This is a genomic window from Shimia sp. R9_3 (assembly GCF_017743755.1).
Lineage (GTDB): Bacteria > Pseudomonadota > Alphaproteobacteria > Rhodobacterales > Rhodobacteraceae > Shimia.
In genome coordinates this window covers 191,332-210,399 of sequence record NZ_JAGHRP010000005.1, presented here as the reverse complement: position 1 = coordinate 210,399, position 19,068 = coordinate 191,332, and the positions used below count along the sequence as shown (strand labels likewise).

Below are 19,068 nucleotides of genomic sequence, written 5' to 3'. Positions count from 1 at the left end.
TTTCCATGCTCTGATGAGGGGGCCTGCCATGTCGATGAACCACATTCGCCCTTGGCGTAATATCGAGCGACGCAAGTCGCGCCAGATCATGGTGGGCAATGTGCCTGTGGGTGGCGATGCCCCGATTGCGGTGCAGACCATGACCAACACCGACAGCGGTGATGTGAAGGCCACTTTGGGGCAGGTGCTGGCCGCAGCAGAGGCCGGGGCGGATATTGTCCGTATTTCAGCGCCGGATGAGGCCGCCACCAAGGCCTTGAAAGAAATCACAAAAGAAAGCCCCGTGCCGATCGTGGCGGATATTCACTTCCACTACAAACGCGCGATTGAGGCGGCGGAGGCCGGTGCGGCCTGTCTGCGGATCAATCCGGGCAACATCGGTGATGAGAAGCGCGTCAAAGAAGTGATCGCGGCGGCCAAGGATCACGGGTGCTCCATCCGTATCGGGGTGAACGCCGGCAGCCTTGAGAAACACCTCTTGGAAAAATACGGTGAGCCGTGCCCGGATGCGATGGTGGAGAGTGGTCTCGACCATATTAAGATCCTGCAGGATAACGATTTTCACGAGTTCAAAATCTCGGTGAAAGCCTCTGATGTGTTCATGTCGGCAGCCGCCTATCAGCTGCTTGCGGACGCGACAGATGCGCCGATCCACCTTGGCATCACCGAGGCGGGCGGCTTTGTCAGCGGCACGATCAAATCCGCGATTGGCCTTGGCCAACTACTGTGGATGGGGATCGGCGACACCCTGCGCGTGAGCCTGAGTGCCGATCCGGTGGAAGAGGTGAAGGTCGGTTTTGAGATCCTCAAAAGCCTTGGCCTGCGCCACCGTGGGGTGAATATCATCAGCTGCCCAAGCTGCGCCCGCCAAGGGTTTGATGTGATTAAGACCGTGGAAACATTGGAAGAAAGGCTCGCACACATCCACACGCCGATGAGCCTGTCGATCATTGGCTGCGTTGTGAACGGTCCGGGTGAGGCGCTGATGACCGACGTGGGCTGGACCGGCGGCGGCAATGGCAATGGCATGGTCTATCTTGCCGGTAAGCAGAGCCACCGGATGTCCAACGACGATATGGTGGAACACATCGTTGAGCAGGTGGAAGCCAAGGCCGCAGAGCTGGAAGCGGCGAAGGCCGCAGCAGAGGCAGCGGAATAACTTCCGATTTTTGCGCCAAAGGTTAACGGCGCCAGACGGGGCCAAAACGGGACGTCGGTATCGCGTCGGTATCCCTACGGTATTGCGTAGGTGCAAAATCGCGATTTTGGCGGCTTAACGCGCCGCACGTTGCGCAACACTACACCACAAAAAAAGCAGCGGCCGGGCCGCTGCTTTTGTTTTTGGAAAGAGGGCGGTGCGGATTAGCCGCGTTTGTCAGCCACGATGGAGCGCATGCCTTCCAGCGGGACGTAGCCGCGCAGCATCTCGTCTTGCATCACAAAGGAGGGCGTGCCGGTGATCCGCATGTCACGGGCGAGCAGGCGGGTGGTCATGATCTCCTCGGTGACCTCGTCGCTGTTCATATGCGCAAGCAGCGGGGCGGCGTCAAAGCCGAGGCCTTTGGACAGGCGGGTCAGGGAGCGCTCGGTCACGTCACCGCGCATTTTGATGAGCGCGTCATGGGCCAGTTTGTAGGACTCATTGCCCAGCTTCTGCTTCACGGCGATGGCAAAGCGGGAGCTCAGCTCGGAGGCTTCGCCCAAGATGGGGTATTCTTTGACGATGAAGCGAATGTTGCCGTCAGATTTGATCAGCTCGGCCACCTCGTCATGGGCCTTGCGGCAGTAGCCACAGCGGTAGTCGACAAATTCCACCAGCGTGATGTCGCCCTCAGGGTTGCCACCTTCCCAGCTGTAGCCGTCATTAAACAGGCGCTCGGTGTTGGCCGCGACCAGCGCGAGGTCATCCTGCTCCTGCGTCTGCTCCTGGCGCGCCTGAAGGATGGCGACAGCCTCCATGATCACTTCGGGGTTTTCGAGCAGGTAGGCGCGGATTTCATCGCGAAACGCGCCGCGCTCTTCTTCAGACATGCTGTCGATGTCAAAGGCCATCGCGGAGGTGGCGCTGAGCCCGAGGGCGACGAGGGCGGGGGCGAAAAGGCGTTTCATCTGGGGTTTCTCCATCACTTTTTCTTTTGGGCACGCTTTGCAGCGGACACGATGTCTTGGGCACGGCGCGCGGCGCTTGATCCGCGCGGCAGGCGGGTCAGGGCGCGTTGGGCGTGTATGTCGGCATCTTTGAGGCGATTGGCAAGGGCATAGCGCTCTGCCGTGGCCAGAGAGGCCATGCCGGGCTGGCCGGTCTGGGCATAGGCGGAGCCGAGATCGCGCAGCAGCTTGGCATTGCGGAAGTCACGCGCCCGCGCATTCTCCAGATGTTTGAGCGCCTCTTTGGGGCGGTTCACCGTCAACAGGGAGCGGCCCAGCCCGCCAAGGATCAGCGGATTGCGCGGTTCAAGCTCTGCGGCCTTGCGATAGGCGGTCACCGCGCTTTGGAACTGGCGGCTTTCCAGCAGGATCTGACCTTTGAGTTCGTAGTAGAAGGCATCATTGGGGCGCAGCGCGATGGCCTTGTTGATATGGGCCAGCGCCTCAGAGCTGTTTTGCTGGCGATGATAGGCCACCGCAAGGCGCATGTGGCGCACGTCGTCAGCGCGGCTTTCACTGGCGCGTTGCAAGGTCCATTTGGTCGGGCGCATGAACGCTGTGATCTTGGAGCGCGCCCGGTCATACCAATAGTCCATTTCGGGCTGCGGGCGGCTTTTGCCGGTATAGGCGGCGACAAAACGTTCCATGGCGCGCACCCGGTCACGCGACAGTGGGTGGGAACGCATGTAAGGATCCTGGCGGGAGACATTCAGCAGCTCCTGGCCAACAAAGAGCTGGTGCACATCGACAGCGCCCGCAGGGTCGATCCCGGCAGAGGCCATGTAGCGCACGGCGGATTGGTCGGCGGAGGCTTCTTCTGCCCGTGTGTGGGCGAGAAATTGCCGAAGGGCAGAGCTTTGGGTGCCAAGCGCGACACCGGCGGCGACATCGCCGCGGCCCGACGCCGCAGCGGCAGCCAGCGCAAGGGCCAGACCAAGGGTTGAAGCATTGCGTGCCGAATCAAGATTGGCGATGCGGCGGGTCAGGTGACCGTTGGCGATATGGGCCGCCTCATGGGCGATCACCGCCTGCAGCATCTCCGGCGTTTCCATCCGCATGATCATGCCGGTGTGGATGAAAATATGTTGCGGATCAACGACAAAGGCGTTGAGGCTGTTGTCGTTCACCAGAAGGATTTTGACGTTTCCACCAAGGCCCGCAGCCGTCAGAATGGGGGCGGCCATTCTGCTCAGGGCGTATTCGATATCCGGGTCGCGGATCAGCGAAACCGCCCGGGCCATCGGGGTGGTGATCAACAGGGCAAGCAGCGTCACCAGAGTGACGGCGTGGATGCGCAAAGCGGTGATTGACGGCGCCGTCATTTCGCGGTGAAACCTCATGAGCGACACTAGGGAACAAATTCATGCGGAACTCAAGACGTGGGGCGGTTGATCCCTTCATTGTGATGGATGTGATGGAAGCGGCGCGTCAGGCCGAGGAAGCCGGACGCCACATCATACATATGGAAGTGGGCCAGCCGGGCACCGCCGCGCCGCAAGCCGCGCGCCATGCGCTGAGCCAACAGATGGAGCAGGGGGCGCTTGGCTATACGGTGGCTTTGGGCATTCCGGAGCTGCGCGCGCGCATCGCCAAGCTTTATGGCGACTGGTACAATGTGGATCTGAACCCCAACCGCGTGATCGTGACCCCGGGCTCTTCGGGCGCGTTTGTGCTGGCGTTTTCTGCGCTGTTTGACGCAGACGAACGTGTGGCGATTGGTGCGCCGGGTTATCCGAGCTATCGCCAGATCCTCAAAGCGCTGAGCCTTGAGCCACTGGATATCCAGACCGCGCCGCAAAACCGCCTACAGCCGGTGCCTGAGGATCTGCGCGCGATGGATTTTGAGGGGCTGATGGTGGCCTCTCCGGCCAACCCCACAGGCACGATGCTCGACACAGCCGCCATGGGGGCGCTGATTGATCTCTGTCAGGAGAAAGACGCGGCCTTCATCAGCGATGAGATCTATCACGGCATTGAGTATGAGGCCAAAGCGGTCACTGCGCTGGAGCTGACCGATGAATGCTATGTGATCAACTCATTCTCTAAATACTTCAGCATGACCGGCTGGCGTGTGGGCTGGATGGTGGTGCCTGAGGACCACGTGCGCAAGGTCGAACGGCTGGCGCAGAACATGTTTATCTGCGCGCCACACGCAAGTCAGGTGGCAGCATTGGCGGCGATGGATTGCCACGACGAGCTGGAAGCGAATATGGCGGTCTACCGCGCCAACCGCGCCATGATGATCGAGGGGCTGCCCAAAGCGGGCTTTTCCAAATTCGCGCCGCCGGACGGGGCGTTTTATGTCTATGTGGATGTGAGCAATTACACCAACGACAGCCGCGCCTTTGCGCAGGAGATTCTGGAGCAGGCCGGAGTGGCGGTCACGCCGGGGCTCGATTTTGATCCGGTGCGCGGGCATCAGACGCTGCGCTTCTCCTATGCGCGCAGCAGCGAGGACATCGCGGAAGGCTTGGCACGCTTGCAGCGCTTCCTGGCGGCGCGCGGGGCGGTCTAGCACGTCTGAATTGGCACATTGAGAGGGCAGGGAGGGGCCAGCCCCTCTTGGCCCTTCGGGCCAATTCACCCCGGGATATTTTCGGCAAGAGGAAGGCCGCTTGGGTCGCGCAAGTCTGTCGTGGCGAGCGGCGCGCGGCTGGTGTAGACTCTGGCCAACAAGAACGCGCAAGAGCGGTGAGACGAGCATGATTTTTGGCAAACGAGCGGGCGGCATTCAGGCTTTGGCACGGGGGGCAGCTTTGGCGCTGACTGTGTGTCTGGCACCGGTGGCAGGGGCTGCGCAGGAAGAGGGCTTCTCGGCGCTGGCGCGCCTGGATGTGGCGCAAAGCGGCCTGTCTGATGCGCGCCGTGGGGCCACGGCCTTGGAGCTGAGCCTGAGCCAGGGGGTGCCCTGGCGGGTGTTCACGCTGGATGCGCCGCGCCGCGTGGTGCTGGATTTTCGCGAGATTGACTGGGGGCAGCTTGAGGCGGCCGAACTTGGGGCCGCCGAAGGCGTAGCGGCGGTGCGCTTTGGGGCCTATCGCCCGGGCTGGAGCCGCATGGTGCTGGATCTGGCCGCGCCGCTGAAGGTTCAAAGCGCTGAGATGTCGGTGGCGGAGGCCACGGGGCGGGCGCGCCTGTCGCTGTTGCTGACCCCAACCGAAGCGGCTGCGTTTGCCGCAGAGGCAGGGGCGCCGTATGATCCGCGCTGGGATCTGCCCGCGCCGGCCACGGAGCCTGCGCCTGAGGCACGGCCAGATTGGGCGCCAACCAAAGTGATGATTGATCCGGGCCATGGCGGGATTGATCCGGGGGCGGAGCGGGGCGAGACGCAGGAGAAAGACCTGATGCTGCTGTTTGCGCGCGAGCTACGGGATCTTCTGCGCCGTTCGGGCGGCTTTGAGGTGGTGATGACGCGGGATGCGGATGAGTTTGTCTCGCTGGAGCGCCGCGTCGCGCTGGCGCATCAGCATCAGGTGGATGTGTTTCTGTCGCTGCATGCCGACAGCCTGAGCCAGGGCAATGCCAAGGGCGCCACGATCTACACCCTGTCTGACGACGCCAGTGACGCGGCTTCAGCCCTTCTGGCGGAGCGCCATGACCGGGCGGATATCCTCTCCGGGGTGGATCTGTCCGGCGCGGATGATGAGGTGACCGATGTGCTGCTTGATCTGGCGCGTATGGAGACCGAGCCGCGCACCGACAGGTTGGCGCGCTCCTTGGTGGATGCGCTGAAGGAAAGCACCGTAACTTTGAATCGTAAGCCGATGAGAGAAGGGGCTTTTTCTGTCTTGAAGGCGGCAGATGTGCCCTCGGTACTGGTGGAACTGGGCTTTATGTCCTCGCAACGTGATCTCGCCAATCTGCAGGATCCTGGCTGGCGCGCGGCGATGGCGGCGGGCTTGCGTGACGGGCTGATGGCCTGGGTCGAGGACGATAAGGCAGCGCGGGCGTTGGTCCGGCAGTGAGCAGCTTGGCAGTGAACGGGCTGGACGCGGCAGGGCGGATCGGCGAAGCTTTGCCCATGCACGGAGATTTGAAGGCGCGCGGCTTTCCTTTCCGGACAGAAGCCCGTCGAGTGATAGGCTGGGGTAGTTGAACATAAGAGCGGGCTGCGATGCGCGAATTTACCGATTTTGAGGGGGCCAAGCTGGCCATTTTGAAAGGCGATCAGCTGGTCTCGATCCTGCGCGATGACACGGCGGACATTCCCTTCCCAAACATGTGGGATTTTCCCGGCGGCGGACGTGAGAAGGGGGAAAGCCCGGAGACTTGCGCGTTGCGCGAGCTGCGCGAAGAGCTGGGACTGCGGCTCGATGAAGAGGCGCTGACCTATCGGCGGCGCTATGCCTCAGGCCGGCAGGGCGAGGTGGTGACGTGGTTCTTTGTCGCTGAGGTGCCGGATCTGGATATCAATCGGCTGCGGCTGGGCGAGGAAGGGCAGGCCTGGCGCATGTGGGATGTCTCCCGCTATTTGCGGATGGCCAATGCAGTGCCCATTATGAAAACGCGTCTGGCGGAGTATCTGGAGCAGCGCGACGCGGGGTGAGGCGCGGGTGTCTGGGCGCTAAGAGCACGCCTGGATTGATTTCACTCTGACTTTTACACACACTGTAACCGGTATTGGTTTCAGAGGTGGTTAAATGAAGTGTTTTCTTGGATTTAGTTTGTTTGCCATCGTTGGCGTGGCTGGCTGTGCTCAAGTTTCCTACAATGATGTGAAGGCGGGGGAGTTTGTCGGAAAAGCGCAGCTATATTGGGTCGGTTCGGCCATAGATGCACCTTTGGGCGATGGCCAATTTCTCTATGTTCCTCACACGACTGAGCCGCTCGTTTTTAGGCGTGATCCATCAAATAACCCTGCGCCAGGAAGTGAGATCATTACACCCGAAGCGTTTTATACCGATGGTGGCTCGATTCCACGCGGGGTTCAGGCCTTAAGAGGGTTCAATGCTTGGACATTTGGACCAGCCTATATTGTTCATGACTGGGCCTTTGTTGCGCGCAAATGCATGAATGACGAAGCGCGTGGCGACGGCGATGTTGCGACGGAAGAAATGGAAAAGCTCGCAAATATGACTTTCCAAGATAGCGTCGTGTTGATGGCGGAAACTATCAAGACGATCGTAAATGCTGAGGATATTGAAGATGAAACGCGTGTGGCAGGCTCTGTGATTACTTCGGTCACTGCAGGGCCGATATCCCGCAGCCTCTGGGAGAAAGAGGGCGCTTGTAAAGATCAAACTCCAAAAGATCTCAATGCAACAAAGGTGGCGGAGGTCGTGCGAGCGGGGCGCGTGGCAGCCCTGCAAAAATTGAACGGACGAACTGACGCGCTCTCAATCCCTTTGCCTGACGGTAAAGTTGCTGTGGAAGTAGGGAACTACTCTTTGTATGGCCGCGACTGAATAACTCCGGGCATCTAGAGTCTGCCAGTCTCATTTAACGCGGCGCATATTCGCGCGTTGAAACGGAGAGGTGTTTTGACCCGCCTCCCGGGCCTCTATATAGAGAGGCTAGCAGACCCGACTTAAAAGGCCTTCGGCGTGATACGATTTATCCTGTCTTTCTTTGGAACCATTTTCACCTTTGTTACCATGGGGCTGGCCGTTGTGGCGCTCTCCATCGGGGCGGTGTTCTGGATCTACGGCCAAGAGCTGCCAAGCCACGAAAGCCTGGCGCAGTACAAACCGCCGACCATCAGCAGGATCTATTCCGGTGAAGGCCATATCATTGACGAGTTTGCCAAGGAGCGGCGTCTGTTTGTGCCTGCCGAGGAGATCCCGGATCTGGTCAAAGAGGCCTTTATCTCCGCAGAAGATAAGAACTTTTACCACCACTCAGGCTACGACGCGCGCGGGATTGCGGCGGCGGCTGTTGAGGCGGTGCAAAGCCGGGGTGGCAGCGTGCGCGGGGCTTCCACCATCACCCAGCAGGTGATGAAGAACTTCCTTCTGTCCGGTGACCGTCGCATCGAGCGCAAGATCAAAGAGATCATTCTGGCTACCCGCGTGGAAGAGACGCTGACCAAGGAACAGATCCTTGAGCTCTACATGAACGAGATTTTCCTCGGTCAGAACTCCTATGGTGTGGCCGCCGCCGCGCAGACCTATTTCAACAAATCGCTGGAGCAGCTTGCGCCTCATGAGGCGGCGACGCTGGCCTCCATGCCCAAGGCGCCGGGCAAATTCCATCCGGTGCGCAACAAAGAGCGCGTGTTGGCGCGGCGCAACTTTGTGCTGAAGGAAATGGCGGAGAACGGCTATATCACGCAGGCGGTTTATGAGGCCGAAAAGGAGCTGCCGCTGCGCTCGGTGCAGAACGGCGATTATGCAAGCTTCAAATCGACCCTGCCGCCGCGGGACTACTTCACCGATGAGATCCGCCGCCAGCTGAGCCGGGATTTTGGCGAAGACGAGTTTTTCTCTGGCGGTATGACCGTGCGCTCCACCGAAGATCCGGAGATGCAGAAGGTTGCCGCCAAGGCGCTGCGCCGTGCGCTTGAGAAATATGACCGCAGCCGCGGTGTCTGGCGCGGCACGGGGCAGGTGATTGACGCGGGCCTTCTGGAAGATGAAATCGCCTGGCGCGGGGCGCTGGCGGAGGTCTCTCTGCCGCGGGATGTGGACCTTGAGGGGCAGTGGTATCCGGCCGTGGTGCTGCGGGTTGGCAAAAACGACGCGCGCATCGGGATCGAAGGCATCGAGGATGATGAGGACGGTCACTGGATTGCCGCCAATGACGTGACCTGGGCGCGCAAGCGTCAGGCGGACGGCTCGCTGGGCCGTCAGGCGCGGGTGGCCGGGGATCTGGTCTCCGTCGGGGATGTGGTGCTGGTGCGTGCGATCACCAAGGATGACACCGGCGAGTTTGTGCGCTGGTCTCTGCGGCAGGTGCCGGAGGTGCAGGGCGGCTTTATGGCGATGGACGTGAACAACGGACGTGTGATCGCCATGCAGGGCGGCTTCAGCTATCAGGACACGGTGTTTAACCGCGCCACACAGGCCAAGCGTCAGCCGGGCTCCAGCTTCAAACCCTTTGTCTATGCCTCAGCGCTTGATAGCGGCTATTCGCCCGCGACCATCGTGATTGACGCACCGATTGAGATCGACACCCCGCAGGGGGTGTGGCGTCCGAAAAACTCCACCAACAAGTTCTACGGCCCGACGCCGATGCGCACGGGCATTGAGCAGAGCCGGAACCTGATGACCATCCGTCTGGCGCAGGAGGTGGGCATGGAGACCGTGGCGCGCTATGCGGAGCGCTTTGGTGTCTATGAAGACATGGGACCGTTTCTGGCGAACTCGCTGGGTGCGGATGAGACCACGCTTTATCAGATCGTGGCGGCCTATGCGATGTTTGCCAATGGCGGCGAGCGGGTGGAACCCACTCTGGTGGACCGGGTGCAGGACCGCTATGGCAAGACCATCTATCGCCATGATCAGCGCGAATGTACCGATTGTCTTGATGCGACGATCCCGGCCACCCGTGGCCCGCGCATCGTGACCAACCGAGAGCGCGTGATGGATGCGGTGACCGCCTATCAGCTGACCTCGATGATGGAAGGCGTGGTCACACGCGGCACCGCCAGCAGCCAGATCAAACTGCCGGTGCCTGTGGCCGGAAAGACCGGCACCACCAATGAGGCCAAAGATGTCTGGTTTGTTGGTTTCACCAGCAACATCGTGGCGGGCTGTTACATCGGCCATGACCGTCCGCGCCCGCTGGGCCGTGGGGCCTTTGGCGGCACCACCTGTGGTCCGGTGTTCCAGGAGTTCATGGAAGAGGCGATCCAGAAATACGGTGGTGGCAAATTCCGCGTACCGCCTGGTGGCCATTTCATCAAGATCGACCGCTACACCGGTGCGCGTCTGGATGGGGACGCGAGCGGCACAAATGTGGTGGCGGAGTATTTCCGGGATGGCGAGGAGCCGGTGTTTGGCATCACCTATGACGGTGGCTTTGCCATGGGGCAGAACCTGCCGCTGGTGGAAGAGGTTGCTACGTCGCAGGGCCGCGAGGTGACCACCTCCTCAGGCGGCACCGGCATTGTTGGCCCGAAAGCCGACTTTGGCACGGTGAGTTCCGGCGGGCTCTACTAAGCTCAGCGCCCCCGTTGATCGGGGGCGTTGCTTGAGGCTCTTTTCGAACGCTGAAGCAGGGGCCGCACTGGCGGCAGTGCAGTGCTCAGAAGTGGCAGTACAAAGGCTTGTTGTTGGCCTGATGCCGTTCGATCATCTTTTTGACCTGCTTGCCTTTTTCCGGAATGTGGCGGGCCGAAATGGGCTTGAAGTCCGGTTGGCAAATCTCCGGGAACAGGCTCTGGATTTCCGCGCGCCCCTCAGGGGACAGCGCCTTGAGCGCCTGCGGGCCGGTGTAGAGGCTTTCTGAGGGCGCACCGTTGGACCAGACCACCTGATGGCTGTCAAACAGGATATGCCAGTACTCCACACCCTCTGTGGTGTCGCCCACCACCTCAATGCCATCCATCGGCAGCAGTTTTTGCGCGGGGATCAGCACGTCTTTGGAGCCGAACATGCGCATGGCGACCTTTGAGGACACCAGAAGGCGGTGCTGCGGGGAGACCTGCAAATCCTGTTTCGGGTATCCCAGCCCCAGCGCGTTGGCGCGGATCAGGATCGGCTTGAGCTTGGGTTTGGCACGCAGCTGCGCCGCGGTGACCTTGCGCGAGCCAATCCAGCGGATCGGTTCATAGTCACAATCATAGGTCAGAACCATGTCGCCGACCTGCAGGCTTTCAATCGGCTTGGGGCCAAACAGGGTGTCAATTAACGTGCCGGTGGTGAAGCAGGGCACATCGACAAATTCGCCGCTGGCGTTTGTGGGGCCGGTGACGATCTGATCCACGACAATGGTGTTTGAGCCGCTGTCATTCCACGCGGCGGCCACCGCTGCGGAGTTCACAGAGAGCCCGTTGAACAGTTCCAGCGGCTCAAGCACGCCGCCGTTGGATTTCACACCAGACAGCGTGACCGTGCCGTCCGGGTCCACCTGCAGCCGGAAAATGGGGTTTGCGGCGGTGCCGTTCAGCTGCCAAATCTCTGGCGTGTCGCTGGCGTAGCGGTCGCCATCGGCAAATCTGACGGTCTGACCAGAGGTGCTCGCGGTCTGAAACTGCAGCTCCGTTGCCGCGCCACCGGGGCCGCCGACAAACAGATTAACCCCGTTGATCTGCACATTCAGGCTGTTGTCGAGCCGCACAAAATCGATGACGAAACCGCCATTGGGCGTCGTATCTGTGAACGTCGTGGAGTTCCCCCCGACGATACTAAAACTAGGCATCTAAAAACACTTCTCACAGGGCAGACACCCAATCTTTGTCGCTTCTCAACAAGGGTGCCTGTTAACCAAAATTCTCAAAAACCTGAGGTTCTCCTCGGTTTCTGGGAAAAAACTACTAATCAAATCGGGCGAAATTTAGATAATTTGAGGCGCATGCCATGGCGATTGTAGCACATTTTTAGCGAGACCGCATGGCGTGCCAGCTGCCCCTGCAAACGCAGGTAAGTCGCCCTTGCAGGAGGCAAGGACGGGCGCGGGCTGAGGGGCAGTGCCGCGCTGAAGAGGGTGGTGATCCGGGAAGGAATGTGGCGCCTGCGCAATCACGCTGGATGGTCAGCAATGCGCTGCGGGTACGCGTCCCTAAGGTGCTGCTCCCGCAAGAAGAAACGGCCCTGCCGGGGCAGAGCCGCTGTTGTTTTAGCTGGCTTTTTTCTTGGGGGCGTCTTCTGCCCGATCTTCTGGGGGGGTGTCCTCAGATGTTGGCGTGTCCGGAGCGGCGGCGGGCAGGGCGGTGGGCATGGTCTTTTCCCAAAGTTCGCCTTCGTGTTCGCCGGTTTCCAGCGCGTCCGCCACGACCACGCGGTTGCGGCCCTGCGCTTTGGCCTGATAGAGCGCGTCGTCCGCGCTGCGCAGCAGCATCTGCGGCAGGGTGCCATGCGCCGGATAGGTCGCGATGCCGACCGAGATGGTGATGCGTGGCAGGGTCTTTTCGCCATAACGCACTTTGATGTTTTCCACCGCGCGGCGCAGGGTTTCGGCGCGTTCCTGAGCGGTTTCAAGATCACTGTTTGGCAGAACCACGGTGAATTCTTCGCCGCCGGGGCGGCAGGCCACATCGTCACGGTCACAATCCTGCTGCAGCACCGAGCCAACCGCGCGCAGCACCATGTCGCCTGCGTCATGGCCGTGGGTGTCGTTGAACTTCTTGAAGTGGTCCACGTCGATCGCCACAACAGAGAACGGGTCTGTGCTGCGCTGGCTGTCGCTGATGGTTTTGCGCAGGGTTTCATTCATGTGGCGGCGGTTGAACAGGCCGGTGAGCGGGTCGCGCACCGATTGGTCATGCAGCTCGTCGCGCATGCGCACATTGGCAATCGCCATGGAAATCTGTTCCGAGCACATCTGCGCCAGATCGCGGTTGGCATGAAACACCTCGGCGTCTGCGCTCTTGGCGCGCAGATGCAGCAGGCCAACGGTTTCGCCATGCGCCAGAATGGGGAAGCAGAAATAGGGGTGATCGTTGTGCGGCTCAGCATGTGAGCAGGTGAAGTTGATTTCACTGTCGCCAAACTCATAGGTGCGGCCACGGCGCAGGCCCCAGCATTCGTCGGGATGAATGTGATCCTTGTGCTCGCCACCGTTCCAGCTGGCCCAGCCATCCAGCACATCGCGGGAGTTGGAATAGACGTAAATGCTGCCTTCAGAATCCGGCAGGATGTGGGTCATGAAGCGTTTGACCATGTCAAACAGCTCTTCCAGAGAGCGGCTGGATTGCAGCCATTCGTTTAGCTCGCCCAGCAGTTTGACATTGCGCGCCAGCTTGAGCTGTTCGTTCAGCAGATCTTTTTCTTTGGCGCTGCGGTTGGTGAGGGTCTGATACTGGCGGCGATTGGCGCGATAGAGCAGCACGGCCACGATACTGACCGTGGCAATGGCCAGTGCGGTGAGCGCGGTGAGCAGCACACGGACGCGAAACAGGAAGCTTTTGCGGACATCGGTGATGTCGGTGTAAAATTCAAGCGCCCCGATCACCCGGCCGTTGGAAATAACCGGTTCATAGAGTTCCGCCACCTCATGCGTTGCGACATCCTCTGACAGGGCATGTAGAGCCAGCCCGTCAATCTCAGAGGCAGGTTTTTGCTCGCGACGGTAGGAGGTGATCCCTTGCATGATTTCACCTGCGGGGAAGGTATCCGCGTCCGACAGGCCTCTTTCTCCGGGGCGGGTGGACCAGATCACAGTGCCCTCGGTGTCATAGATTTTGAAGCGGTACACATCGGAAGCTTCGGGGAGAAGTTCGAAATAAGTGATGTTGTCGCTTGTCAACTCTCCATGCAGGAAGGTGCGGGACGGGTCATCAAGATGCAGGACCACGCGGCGGTGCCAGAGCTCTGACTGTTTGCGCAGGTCGGCCTCCATCAGTTTCTCAACGATGGGCACAGAGACCTGCATCACGCCAAACAGGGCGGCAGCAGCCCCGGAGAGGCCAAAAAGGGCGGTGAAAGAGATCTTGGCGAGCGTGCGCATAGGGGTGGTCCTGGAAAGAAAGTCGGGGCGAATGTCGCAACAAAGGTTAAGTGTTCGGTAAAACCCGCCCCCGCTTTCAATCGACAATTTGTTGCAAAACAGGTGGGGATTTTATCGGCTGCGCGCTGCAATTGGCCCATGACACGCCTGCCACCTTGCCCCCCTAGCGGCTCTGCGCTATCACCCTGATCTGAACCGGAATGAGGCTAAGATCATGCGCGCGGACGCTCAGAACACAGTTACAGAGATCGAGAAATCCCTGACCCTTTTGCGCCAGCGTATGGATTGGGAAACGGCTGCTTACCGCTTGGAGGAATTCAACGCGCGGGTGGAGGATCCGGACCTGTGGAATGATGCCGAGGGCGCGCAGAAGCTGATGCGGGAGCGTCAGTTGCTGGTGGACGCCATGGACACGGTGAAATCCATCGAAACCGAACTCTCTGACAACGTCGAGCTGATCGAGCTGGGCGAGATGGAAGAGGATGATGAGGTTGTGGCCGAGGCCGAAGCGGCGCTGAAGGCGCTGGCGGAGAAGGCTGCGGAAAAAGAGCTGGAAGCGCTGCTGGATGGCGAGGCGGACGGCAATGACACCTTCCTTGAAATCAACTCCGGCGCGGGTGGTACGGAAAGCTGTGATTGGGCCTCGATGCTGGCGCGGATGTATGTACGCTGGGCGGAGAAAAAGGGCTATAAGGTTGAGCTGCAATCGGAGACCGCAGGCGAAGAGGCGGGCATCAAATCTGCCGCTTATAAGATCTCCGGGCACAATGCCTATGGCTGGTTGAAGTCGGAAAGCGGCGTGCACCGTCTGGTGCGGATTTCGCCTTATGACAGCGCTGCCAAGCGCCACACGTCTTTCAGCTCGGTCTGGGTCTATCCGGTGGTGGATGACAACATCGAAATCGAAGTGAACCCGGCGGATATCCGTGTGGACACCTATCGCTCCTCCGGTGCCGGTGGTCAGCACGTGAACACCACGGACTCTGCGGTGCGGATCACCCACATGCCCACCGGCATTGTGGTGACCAGCTCTGAAAAATCACAGCACCAGAACCGCGACATCGCCATGAAAGCGCTGAAATCGCGGCTCTATCAGATGGAGCTGGACCGCCGGAACGCCGACATCAACGCGGCGCATGAAGCCAAGGGCGATGCGGGCTGGGGCAACCAGATCCGCTCTTACGTGCTACAGCCCTACCAGATGGTGAAAGACCTGCGCACCAGCCATGAGACCAGCGACACCAAAGGTGTGCTTGATGGCGATCTGGACGGGTTTATGGCGGCGACGCTGGCAATGGATGTGGCGGGCATGAGCCGCGCCGATGCACAGGCGGACGACTGAGCCTGACCTTGCGGGCATAAGCTGCGCTGAGAGGGAAGGGAGGGGCGTTGCCCCTGCCACCGCAAGCGGTGGCCACCCCAGGATATTTGATGAATGAGAAGACGGCGTGTCCTTTGAGGGTACGCCGTTTGCGCTTTGAGGCTTGCGGTTGTGGGCGGATCGTGCTGCGATTGCCTTGGAGGGTGAAAGCAGATGAGCGATTTTCTCGATTGGGATGCAGGGGTTCTGAGTGCTGCGCTGCGGGAGGGGCGGTTGACCGCTGAGGCGGTGATGACGGCCACGCTGGAGCGGATTGCGGCGCGCAACGGTGCGGTGAATGCGATTGTGGATCTGCGCGACACAGAAGCGCTTCTGGCGGAGGCGCGCGCGGCGGATGAGGTGCCTTATGAGGTGCGCGGCGCGTTGCATGGCATGCCCATGGCGATCAAGGCGCTGGCCCATGTGAAAGGCACCCGCAACACCGAAGGCAGCCCCTTGTTTGCCGAGCGGATTTCGGAGGCCGACAGTGCCTTTGTGGCGCGGATGCGGGCGGCGGGTGCGATCTTTATCGGTAAGACCAATGTGCCGGAATTTGGCCTTGGCAGTCACAGCTACAATCCGGTGCATGGGGTCACGCGCAACCCGTTTGACGCCGCCCGTACCGCCGGGGGCAGTTCCGGCGGGGCCGGGGCCGCGCTGGCGCTTGGGTTGGTGGCCTTGGCCGATGGCAGTGACATGATGGGCTCGTTGCGCAATCCGGCGGGCTGGAACAATGTCTACGGCTTTCGCCCCAGCTGGGGCGTGGTGCCGCGGGAAGTCGGGGCAGAGAGTTTCTGGCAGCAGCTTTCCACCATTGGCCCGATGGGGCGCAGCCCGCGCGATTGCGCGCTGCTTCTCAAGGTGATGGCGCAAGCAGAGCAGGGCGTGCCCTTCAACATGCCCGCGCAGGACTGGGAGGTGCCTGAGCTCTGCGCCGCTGACGGTCTGCGGATCGGCTGGCTGGGCGATTGGGGTGGCGCGATGCCCATGGAGGAGGGCATTCTGCCGCTCTGTGAGGCTGGGCTGATGGTGCTTGAGGGCGTTGGCGCGGAAGTGGCACCTGTGGATCCGCCCTTTGATGCGGAAGCGATGTTTCAGAGCTGGTGCGCCCTGCGGGCCTTTGCTTTGGCGGGGGAGCTGGCGCCGCTCTATCAGGAGGAGGCGACCCGCGAACGGCTGAAACCCGAGGTGCAATGGGAGGTGCGGCGCGGCATTGAGATGGACGCCATGGCGCTGCATCAGGCCACCCGTGTGCGTTCCGCCTGGTTTGCCGCCGCGGCAGAGATGTTTGCGCAGTTTGATGCGGTTGTTCTGCCGGTGGCGCAGTGTTTCCCCTTCCCGGCGGAGTGGGACTGGCCCAAGGACATCGGGGGCCAAGAGATGGACACCTATCACCGCTGGATGCAGGTGATGGTGCCCGCAAGCCTGTTGGGGCTGCCCGCGATCAGCGTGCCGGTGGGCTTTGATGGGCGCGGCTTGCCCATGGGGATGCAGATCATTGGCGCCAAAGGGGCGGACCGCAAGGTGCTGGAGATTGCGCAGGCCTACCACGGTGCAACCCACTGGCCGCAGCAGCATCCACCGCAACCGCGCGAGGTAGGGGCAGCAAGCGGTTGATTTGACGCGGCAAAGCCGCTTTCATGGCAGCCGGAGGAACAGGCGCGGGGAGGTCGCATGTCTGAGGAGAGCACTTTTGGTGGTGAGTCACCAAACACCCAAAACACAGCCACGCAAACTACGGCCACGCAAAGCACAGCCATAGAGGAAACCAAGCTGTCTGCCGCGCGCTCTGCCAATGGCGAGCGCGAACATGGTGCGCCGCCCTTGGGCGTGGTGCGTATTACCATGCTGGGGGCTGCCTTGCGGCTGGGCCTGCGGGATTTTGTGAAAAAGCCGGTCTACGGGCTTGGATTTGCGCTGTTTTATGTGCTGGGCGGTTGGGCCATGGTCTGGCTGACGCTGGCCAGCGGGCAAAGCTACTGGCTGACCTTTGCAGCGATTGGCTTCCCGCTGCTCGGCCCGTTTGCGGCTGTGGGGCTTTATGAGGTGTCGCTCAGGCTGGAGCGCGGCTGGGAGATGAACTGGCCGCTGATTGCCGGGGTGGTGATGCGCCAGAGCAAGCGGCAGCTGCCGTCGATCTGTGCGGTGATCATCATCGTGTTTCTGTTCTGGTTTTTCCTTGGCCATATGATCTTTGCCCTGTTTCTGGGGCTGTCGGTGATGACCAATGTGTCAAGCTCGCTGGAGGTCTATTTCACCGCCAACGGCATGATGATGCTGGGTTTTGGCTCGGTTGTCGGCTTTCTCTTTGCGCTATTGCTGTACATGATCACGGTGCTGTCGCTGCCGTTGTTGCTGGACCGCGAGCTGGATTTTGTGACCGCCATGATCACCAGCTTTCAATATGTACAGAGCCATTTTTTGGTCATGCTGATCTGGGCCGCGATTGTGGCCGGGTTGACCTTTGCGGCGATGATCCCCGGCTTTCTCGGGCTGTTTGTCATCTTCCCTGTGGTCGGGCATGCGAGCTGGCATCTTTATGCGCAGATCAAGGCGGCGGGGGCGGCGTAAACCACCTGCCGCGCAATCCTCTCAGTCCTCTTGCCCCTGTTCGCGGCCAAGGGCGTGTAGCTGCGCCCTGAGCCCTTCGGTGGCGGCGTGTCCGCTTTCCAGCGCATAGACATAGGCCTGCGTGAGGTAAAACCCCTGCGCGCCCATGTCAGGCGCGGCATCGGCAGCCTCCTGATAAAGCGCCACGAGGGCTGCTCTGTCTTCGCCTGCATGGGCCGCCAGCAGGCGCTGGTGCAGATCGCTCATTCCGCAGCGGCGGGGGTGACCGGCGCGCGATGTGCCATCATGCGTGCGGCGACCCAGTCATGGAAGCAATGGGTTGGCCCATCCATGGCCGGAGAGAAGCGGCCGCCGTCAAAACCCGGTGCATGGCGGCCTTTCTGCATGCCTTCCACCACAAAGATGTCCTCTTCAAAGACCTCTTTCCACTGGGCGGCGTTTTGCGCGCGCAGGGCGGGGGTGGTCTCGGGGGCGGCGTAGTAGAGATGCACATGTTCGCGGGTCTGCTCGCAAGAGACCGGCTCCAACACGATGGCAAAGCTGTGGTCGCGCTGGGCGCCCAAAAGCACATTGGGGTAAAGCGCGACATATTCCGCGCCCTCATCCCAGAAGGCAGGCAGATCGGCAAAATCAGGGAAGCAGGTGCCGTCCTCAGCCTTCAGTTGCCGGTACACATGGGTGCCCTGGCCGGAATAGTGACCGGGTGCGGTGATGTTGTAGTGATCTTCCAGCCGGGAGTAGCTGTTCAGCCCCGGATGCACCCAAGGCAGATGGTAGCTTTCACAATAGTTTTCGACCGCGAGCTTCCAGTTGGTCTGCACATCCAGGGTGAAGCGGCTCTCTGCGCCGCCGTGATGTTGTGGCTGATCCAGTGCGGCCCAGCGGGTGATGAGATCGACATGGACCTCCTCAAAGGGCGGTGCTGTGCCGTCGATGTTCACAAAGACCACGTCGCGCCAGATGTGGCTGCGCACTTCGACCAGGCCAAGGGTGCTGCGGTCGATATCAGCGTGGGTGTTCTGCCCCGGCCCCCCTACATGCGGGGTCGTCACAAGGCGGCCATCGGTGGCGTAACACCAGCTGTGATAGGGGCAACGCAGCGCGCCCTCGATCTTGCGTGGCTCCTCCACAAGGATCATGCCCCGGTGGCGGCAGACATTGTTGAAGACCCGCACAACGCCCGCCTTGTCGCGCAGCAGCAGGAGCGGCATGCCAAGGAAATTGACCGGTTTGGCGTCCCCCGGCTCGGGCACATCGGCGGCAACACCAAGACCGGCCCAGGTGGATTTTAGGAGCGCCGCGGCCTCTTCCTCAAACAGGGCAGGGCTGGTGTAGTGGCTGTTGGGCAAGCCTTGGGCCTGCGCCACGGGTGCGCGCACCTTGTGCAGCGCTGTGGCCGAGGGGGGCGTGGGGCGGCTGTTGGACATGGCGGCACTCCTTCT

Annotated in this window: 15 protein-coding genes; 9 read left to right on the top strand and 6 right to left on the bottom strand. The window is 61.0% G+C overall.

Annotated features, from left to right (window positions below; translation table 11 throughout):
- Positions 1-28: 28 nt before the first annotated feature.
- A complete protein-coding gene (gene ispG, locus J7412_RS14565; protein WP_209063529.1) occupies positions 29-1,159 on the top strand; it encodes a flavodoxin-dependent (E)-4-hydroxy-3-methylbut-2-enyl-diphosphate synthase in 1,131 nt (376 codons plus the stop codon).
- A gap of 203 nt (positions 1,160-1,362) precedes the next feature.
- Here ispG and J7412_RS14560 read toward each other — a convergent pair whose 3' ends face one another.
- Complete coding sequence (locus J7412_RS14560) at positions 1,363-2,109, bottom strand: DsbA family protein (protein WP_209079299.1); 747 nt, start codon at positions 2,107-2,109, stop codon at positions 1,363-1,365.
- Between the two features lie 14 nt (positions 2,110-2,123).
- A complete protein-coding gene (locus J7412_RS14555; RefSeq protein WP_209063525.1) occupies positions 2,124-3,470 on the bottom strand; it encodes a M48 family metalloprotease in 1,347 nt (448 codons plus the stop codon).
- Between the two features lie 41 nt (positions 3,471-3,511).
- Between J7412_RS14555 and J7412_RS14550 the strand changes: the two genes are divergently transcribed.
- From J7412_RS14550 to J7412_RS14530, 5 genes are all read left to right on the top strand, one after another.
- Positions 3,512-4,663 (top strand): aminotransferase class I/II-fold pyridoxal phosphate-dependent enzyme, encoded by a 1,152-nt coding sequence (locus J7412_RS14550; protein ID WP_209079298.1) that lies wholly within the window; start codon positions 3,512-3,514, stop codon positions 4,661-4,663.
- 187 nt (positions 4,664-4,850) lie between these two features.
- The gene (locus J7412_RS14545) at positions 4,851-6,113 is read left to right on the top strand and encodes an N-acetylmuramoyl-L-alanine amidase (RefSeq protein ID WP_209079297.1); all 1,263 of its coding nucleotides are present in this window, start codon (positions 4,851-4,853) and stop codon (positions 6,111-6,113) included.
- 149 nt (positions 6,114-6,262) lie between these two features.
- The gene (locus J7412_RS14540) at positions 6,263-6,694 is read left to right on the top strand and encodes an NUDIX hydrolase (protein ID WP_209079296.1); all 432 of its coding nucleotides are present in this window, start codon (positions 6,263-6,265) and stop codon (positions 6,692-6,694) included.
- Positions 6,695-6,788: 94 nt separating this feature from the next.
- On the top strand, positions 6,789-7,553 hold the full coding sequence (locus J7412_RS14535; RefSeq protein ID WP_209079295.1) for a hypothetical protein: 765 nt from the start codon (positions 6,789-6,791) through the stop codon (positions 7,551-7,553).
- Positions 7,554-7,691: 138 nt separating this feature from the next.
- Positions 7,692-10,247: a penicillin-binding protein 1A gene (locus J7412_RS14530; RefSeq protein WP_209079294.1), complete on the top strand. Its 2,556-nt coding sequence runs from the start codon at positions 7,692-7,694 to the stop codon at positions 10,245-10,247.
- A gap of 85 nt (positions 10,248-10,332) precedes the next feature.
- On the opposite strand, the gene J7412_RS14525 is transcribed toward J7412_RS14530, so the two are convergent.
- Both J7412_RS14525 and J7412_RS14520 read right to left on the bottom strand, forming a co-directional pair.
- The gene (locus tag J7412_RS14525; protein ID WP_209079293.1) at positions 10,333-11,448 is read right to left on the bottom strand and encodes a Hint domain-containing protein; all 1,116 of its coding nucleotides are present in this window, start codon (positions 11,446-11,448) and stop codon (positions 10,333-10,335) included.
- Positions 11,449-11,865: 417 nt separating this feature from the next.
- Complete coding sequence (locus J7412_RS14520; protein ID WP_209079292.1) at positions 11,866-13,695, bottom strand: sensor domain-containing diguanylate cyclase; 1,830 nt, start codon at positions 13,693-13,695, stop codon at positions 11,866-11,868.
- A gap of 214 nt (positions 13,696-13,909) precedes the next feature.
- Here J7412_RS14520 and prfB point away from each other — a divergent pair, with 214 nt between their 5' ends.
- The 3 genes from prfB to J7412_RS14505 all read left to right on the top strand — a co-directional run bounded on the left by prfB (position 13,910) and on the right by J7412_RS14505 (position 17,626).
- Positions 13,910-15,037 (top strand): peptide chain release factor 2, encoded by a 1,128-nt coding sequence (gene prfB / locus J7412_RS14515; protein ID WP_209063510.1) that lies wholly within the window; start codon positions 13,910-13,912, stop codon positions 15,035-15,037.
- Positions 15,038-15,229: 192 nt separating this feature from the next.
- Positions 15,230-16,672, top strand: coding sequence for an amidase (locus tag J7412_RS14510; protein ID WP_209079291.1), 1,443 nt, complete (start codon positions 15,230-15,232; stop codon positions 16,670-16,672).
- Positions 16,673-16,900: 228 nt separating this feature from the next.
- The gene (locus tag J7412_RS14505; RefSeq protein ID WP_209079421.1) at positions 16,901-17,626 is read left to right on the top strand and encodes a DUF2189 domain-containing protein; all 726 of its coding nucleotides are present in this window, start codon (positions 16,901-16,903) and stop codon (positions 17,624-17,626) included.
- A gap of 21 nt (positions 17,627-17,647) precedes the next feature.
- Here the strand turns inward: J7412_RS14505 and J7412_RS14500 are convergent, their stop codons facing one another.
- Together J7412_RS14500 and J7412_RS14495 are read right to left on the bottom strand one after the other, a co-directional pair.
- Positions 17,648-17,872 (bottom strand): hypothetical protein, encoded by a 225-nt coding sequence (locus tag J7412_RS14500; protein ID WP_209079290.1) that lies wholly within the window; start codon positions 17,870-17,872, stop codon positions 17,648-17,650.
- Positions 17,869-19,053 carry an aromatic ring-hydroxylating dioxygenase subunit alpha gene (locus tag J7412_RS14495; protein ID WP_209079289.1) on the bottom strand — a complete coding sequence of 395 codons (1,185 nt, stop codon included), beginning with the start codon at positions 19,051-19,053 and terminating at the stop codon, positions 17,869-17,871. Before J7412_RS14495 ends, J7412_RS14500 begins: the two co-directional genes overlap by 4 nt.
- Positions 19,054-19,068: the final 15 nt, after the last annotated feature.

Excerpts from the sequence above, each read along its gene's own strand:
- ispG (WP_209063529.1), top strand. The coding sequence starts at position 29 with ATGTCGATGAACCACATTCGCCCTTGGCGTAATATCGAGCGACGCAAG.
- J7412_RS14560 (WP_209079299.1), bottom strand. The coding sequence starts at position 2,109 with ATGAAACGCCTTTTCGCCCCCGCCCTCGTCGCCCTCGGGCTCAGCGCC.
- J7412_RS14555 (WP_209063525.1), bottom strand. The coding sequence starts at position 3,470 with ATGACGGCGCCGTCAATCACCGCTTTGCGCATCCACGCCGTCACTCTG.
- J7412_RS14550 (WP_209079298.1), top strand. The coding sequence starts at position 3,512 with ATGCGGAACTCAAGACGTGGGGCGGTTGATCCCTTCATTGTGATGGAT.
- J7412_RS14545 (WP_209079297.1), top strand. The coding sequence starts at position 4,851 with ATGATTTTTGGCAAACGAGCGGGCGGCATTCAGGCTTTGGCACGGGGG.
- J7412_RS14540 (WP_209079296.1), top strand. The coding sequence starts at position 6,263 with ATGCGCGAATTTACCGATTTTGAGGGGGCCAAGCTGGCCATTTTGAAA.
- J7412_RS14535 (WP_209079295.1), top strand. The coding sequence starts at position 6,789 with ATGAAGTGTTTTCTTGGATTTAGTTTGTTTGCCATCGTTGGCGTGGCT.
- J7412_RS14525 (WP_209079293.1), bottom strand. The coding sequence starts at position 11,448 with ATGCCTAGTTTTAGTATCGTCGGGGGGAACTCCACGACGTTCACAGAT.
- J7412_RS14520 (WP_209079292.1), bottom strand. The coding sequence starts at position 13,695 with ATGCGCACGCTCGCCAAGATCTCTTTCACCGCCCTTTTTGGCCTCTCC.
- prfB (WP_209063510.1), top strand. The coding sequence starts at position 13,910 with ATGCGCGCGGACGCTCAGAACACAGTTACAGAGATCGAGAAATCCCTG.
- J7412_RS14510 (WP_209079291.1), top strand. The coding sequence starts at position 15,230 with ATGAGCGATTTTCTCGATTGGGATGCAGGGGTTCTGAGTGCTGCGCTG.
- J7412_RS14505 (WP_209079421.1), top strand. The coding sequence starts at position 16,901 with ATGCTGGGGGCTGCCTTGCGGCTGGGCCTGCGGGATTTTGTGAAAAAG.
- J7412_RS14500 (WP_209079290.1), bottom strand. The coding sequence starts at position 17,872 with ATGAGCGATCTGCACCAGCGCCTGCTGGCGGCCCATGCAGGCGAAGAC.
- J7412_RS14495 (WP_209079289.1), bottom strand. The coding sequence starts at position 19,053 with ATGTCCAACAGCCGCCCCACGCCCCCCTCGGCCACAGCGCTGCACAAG.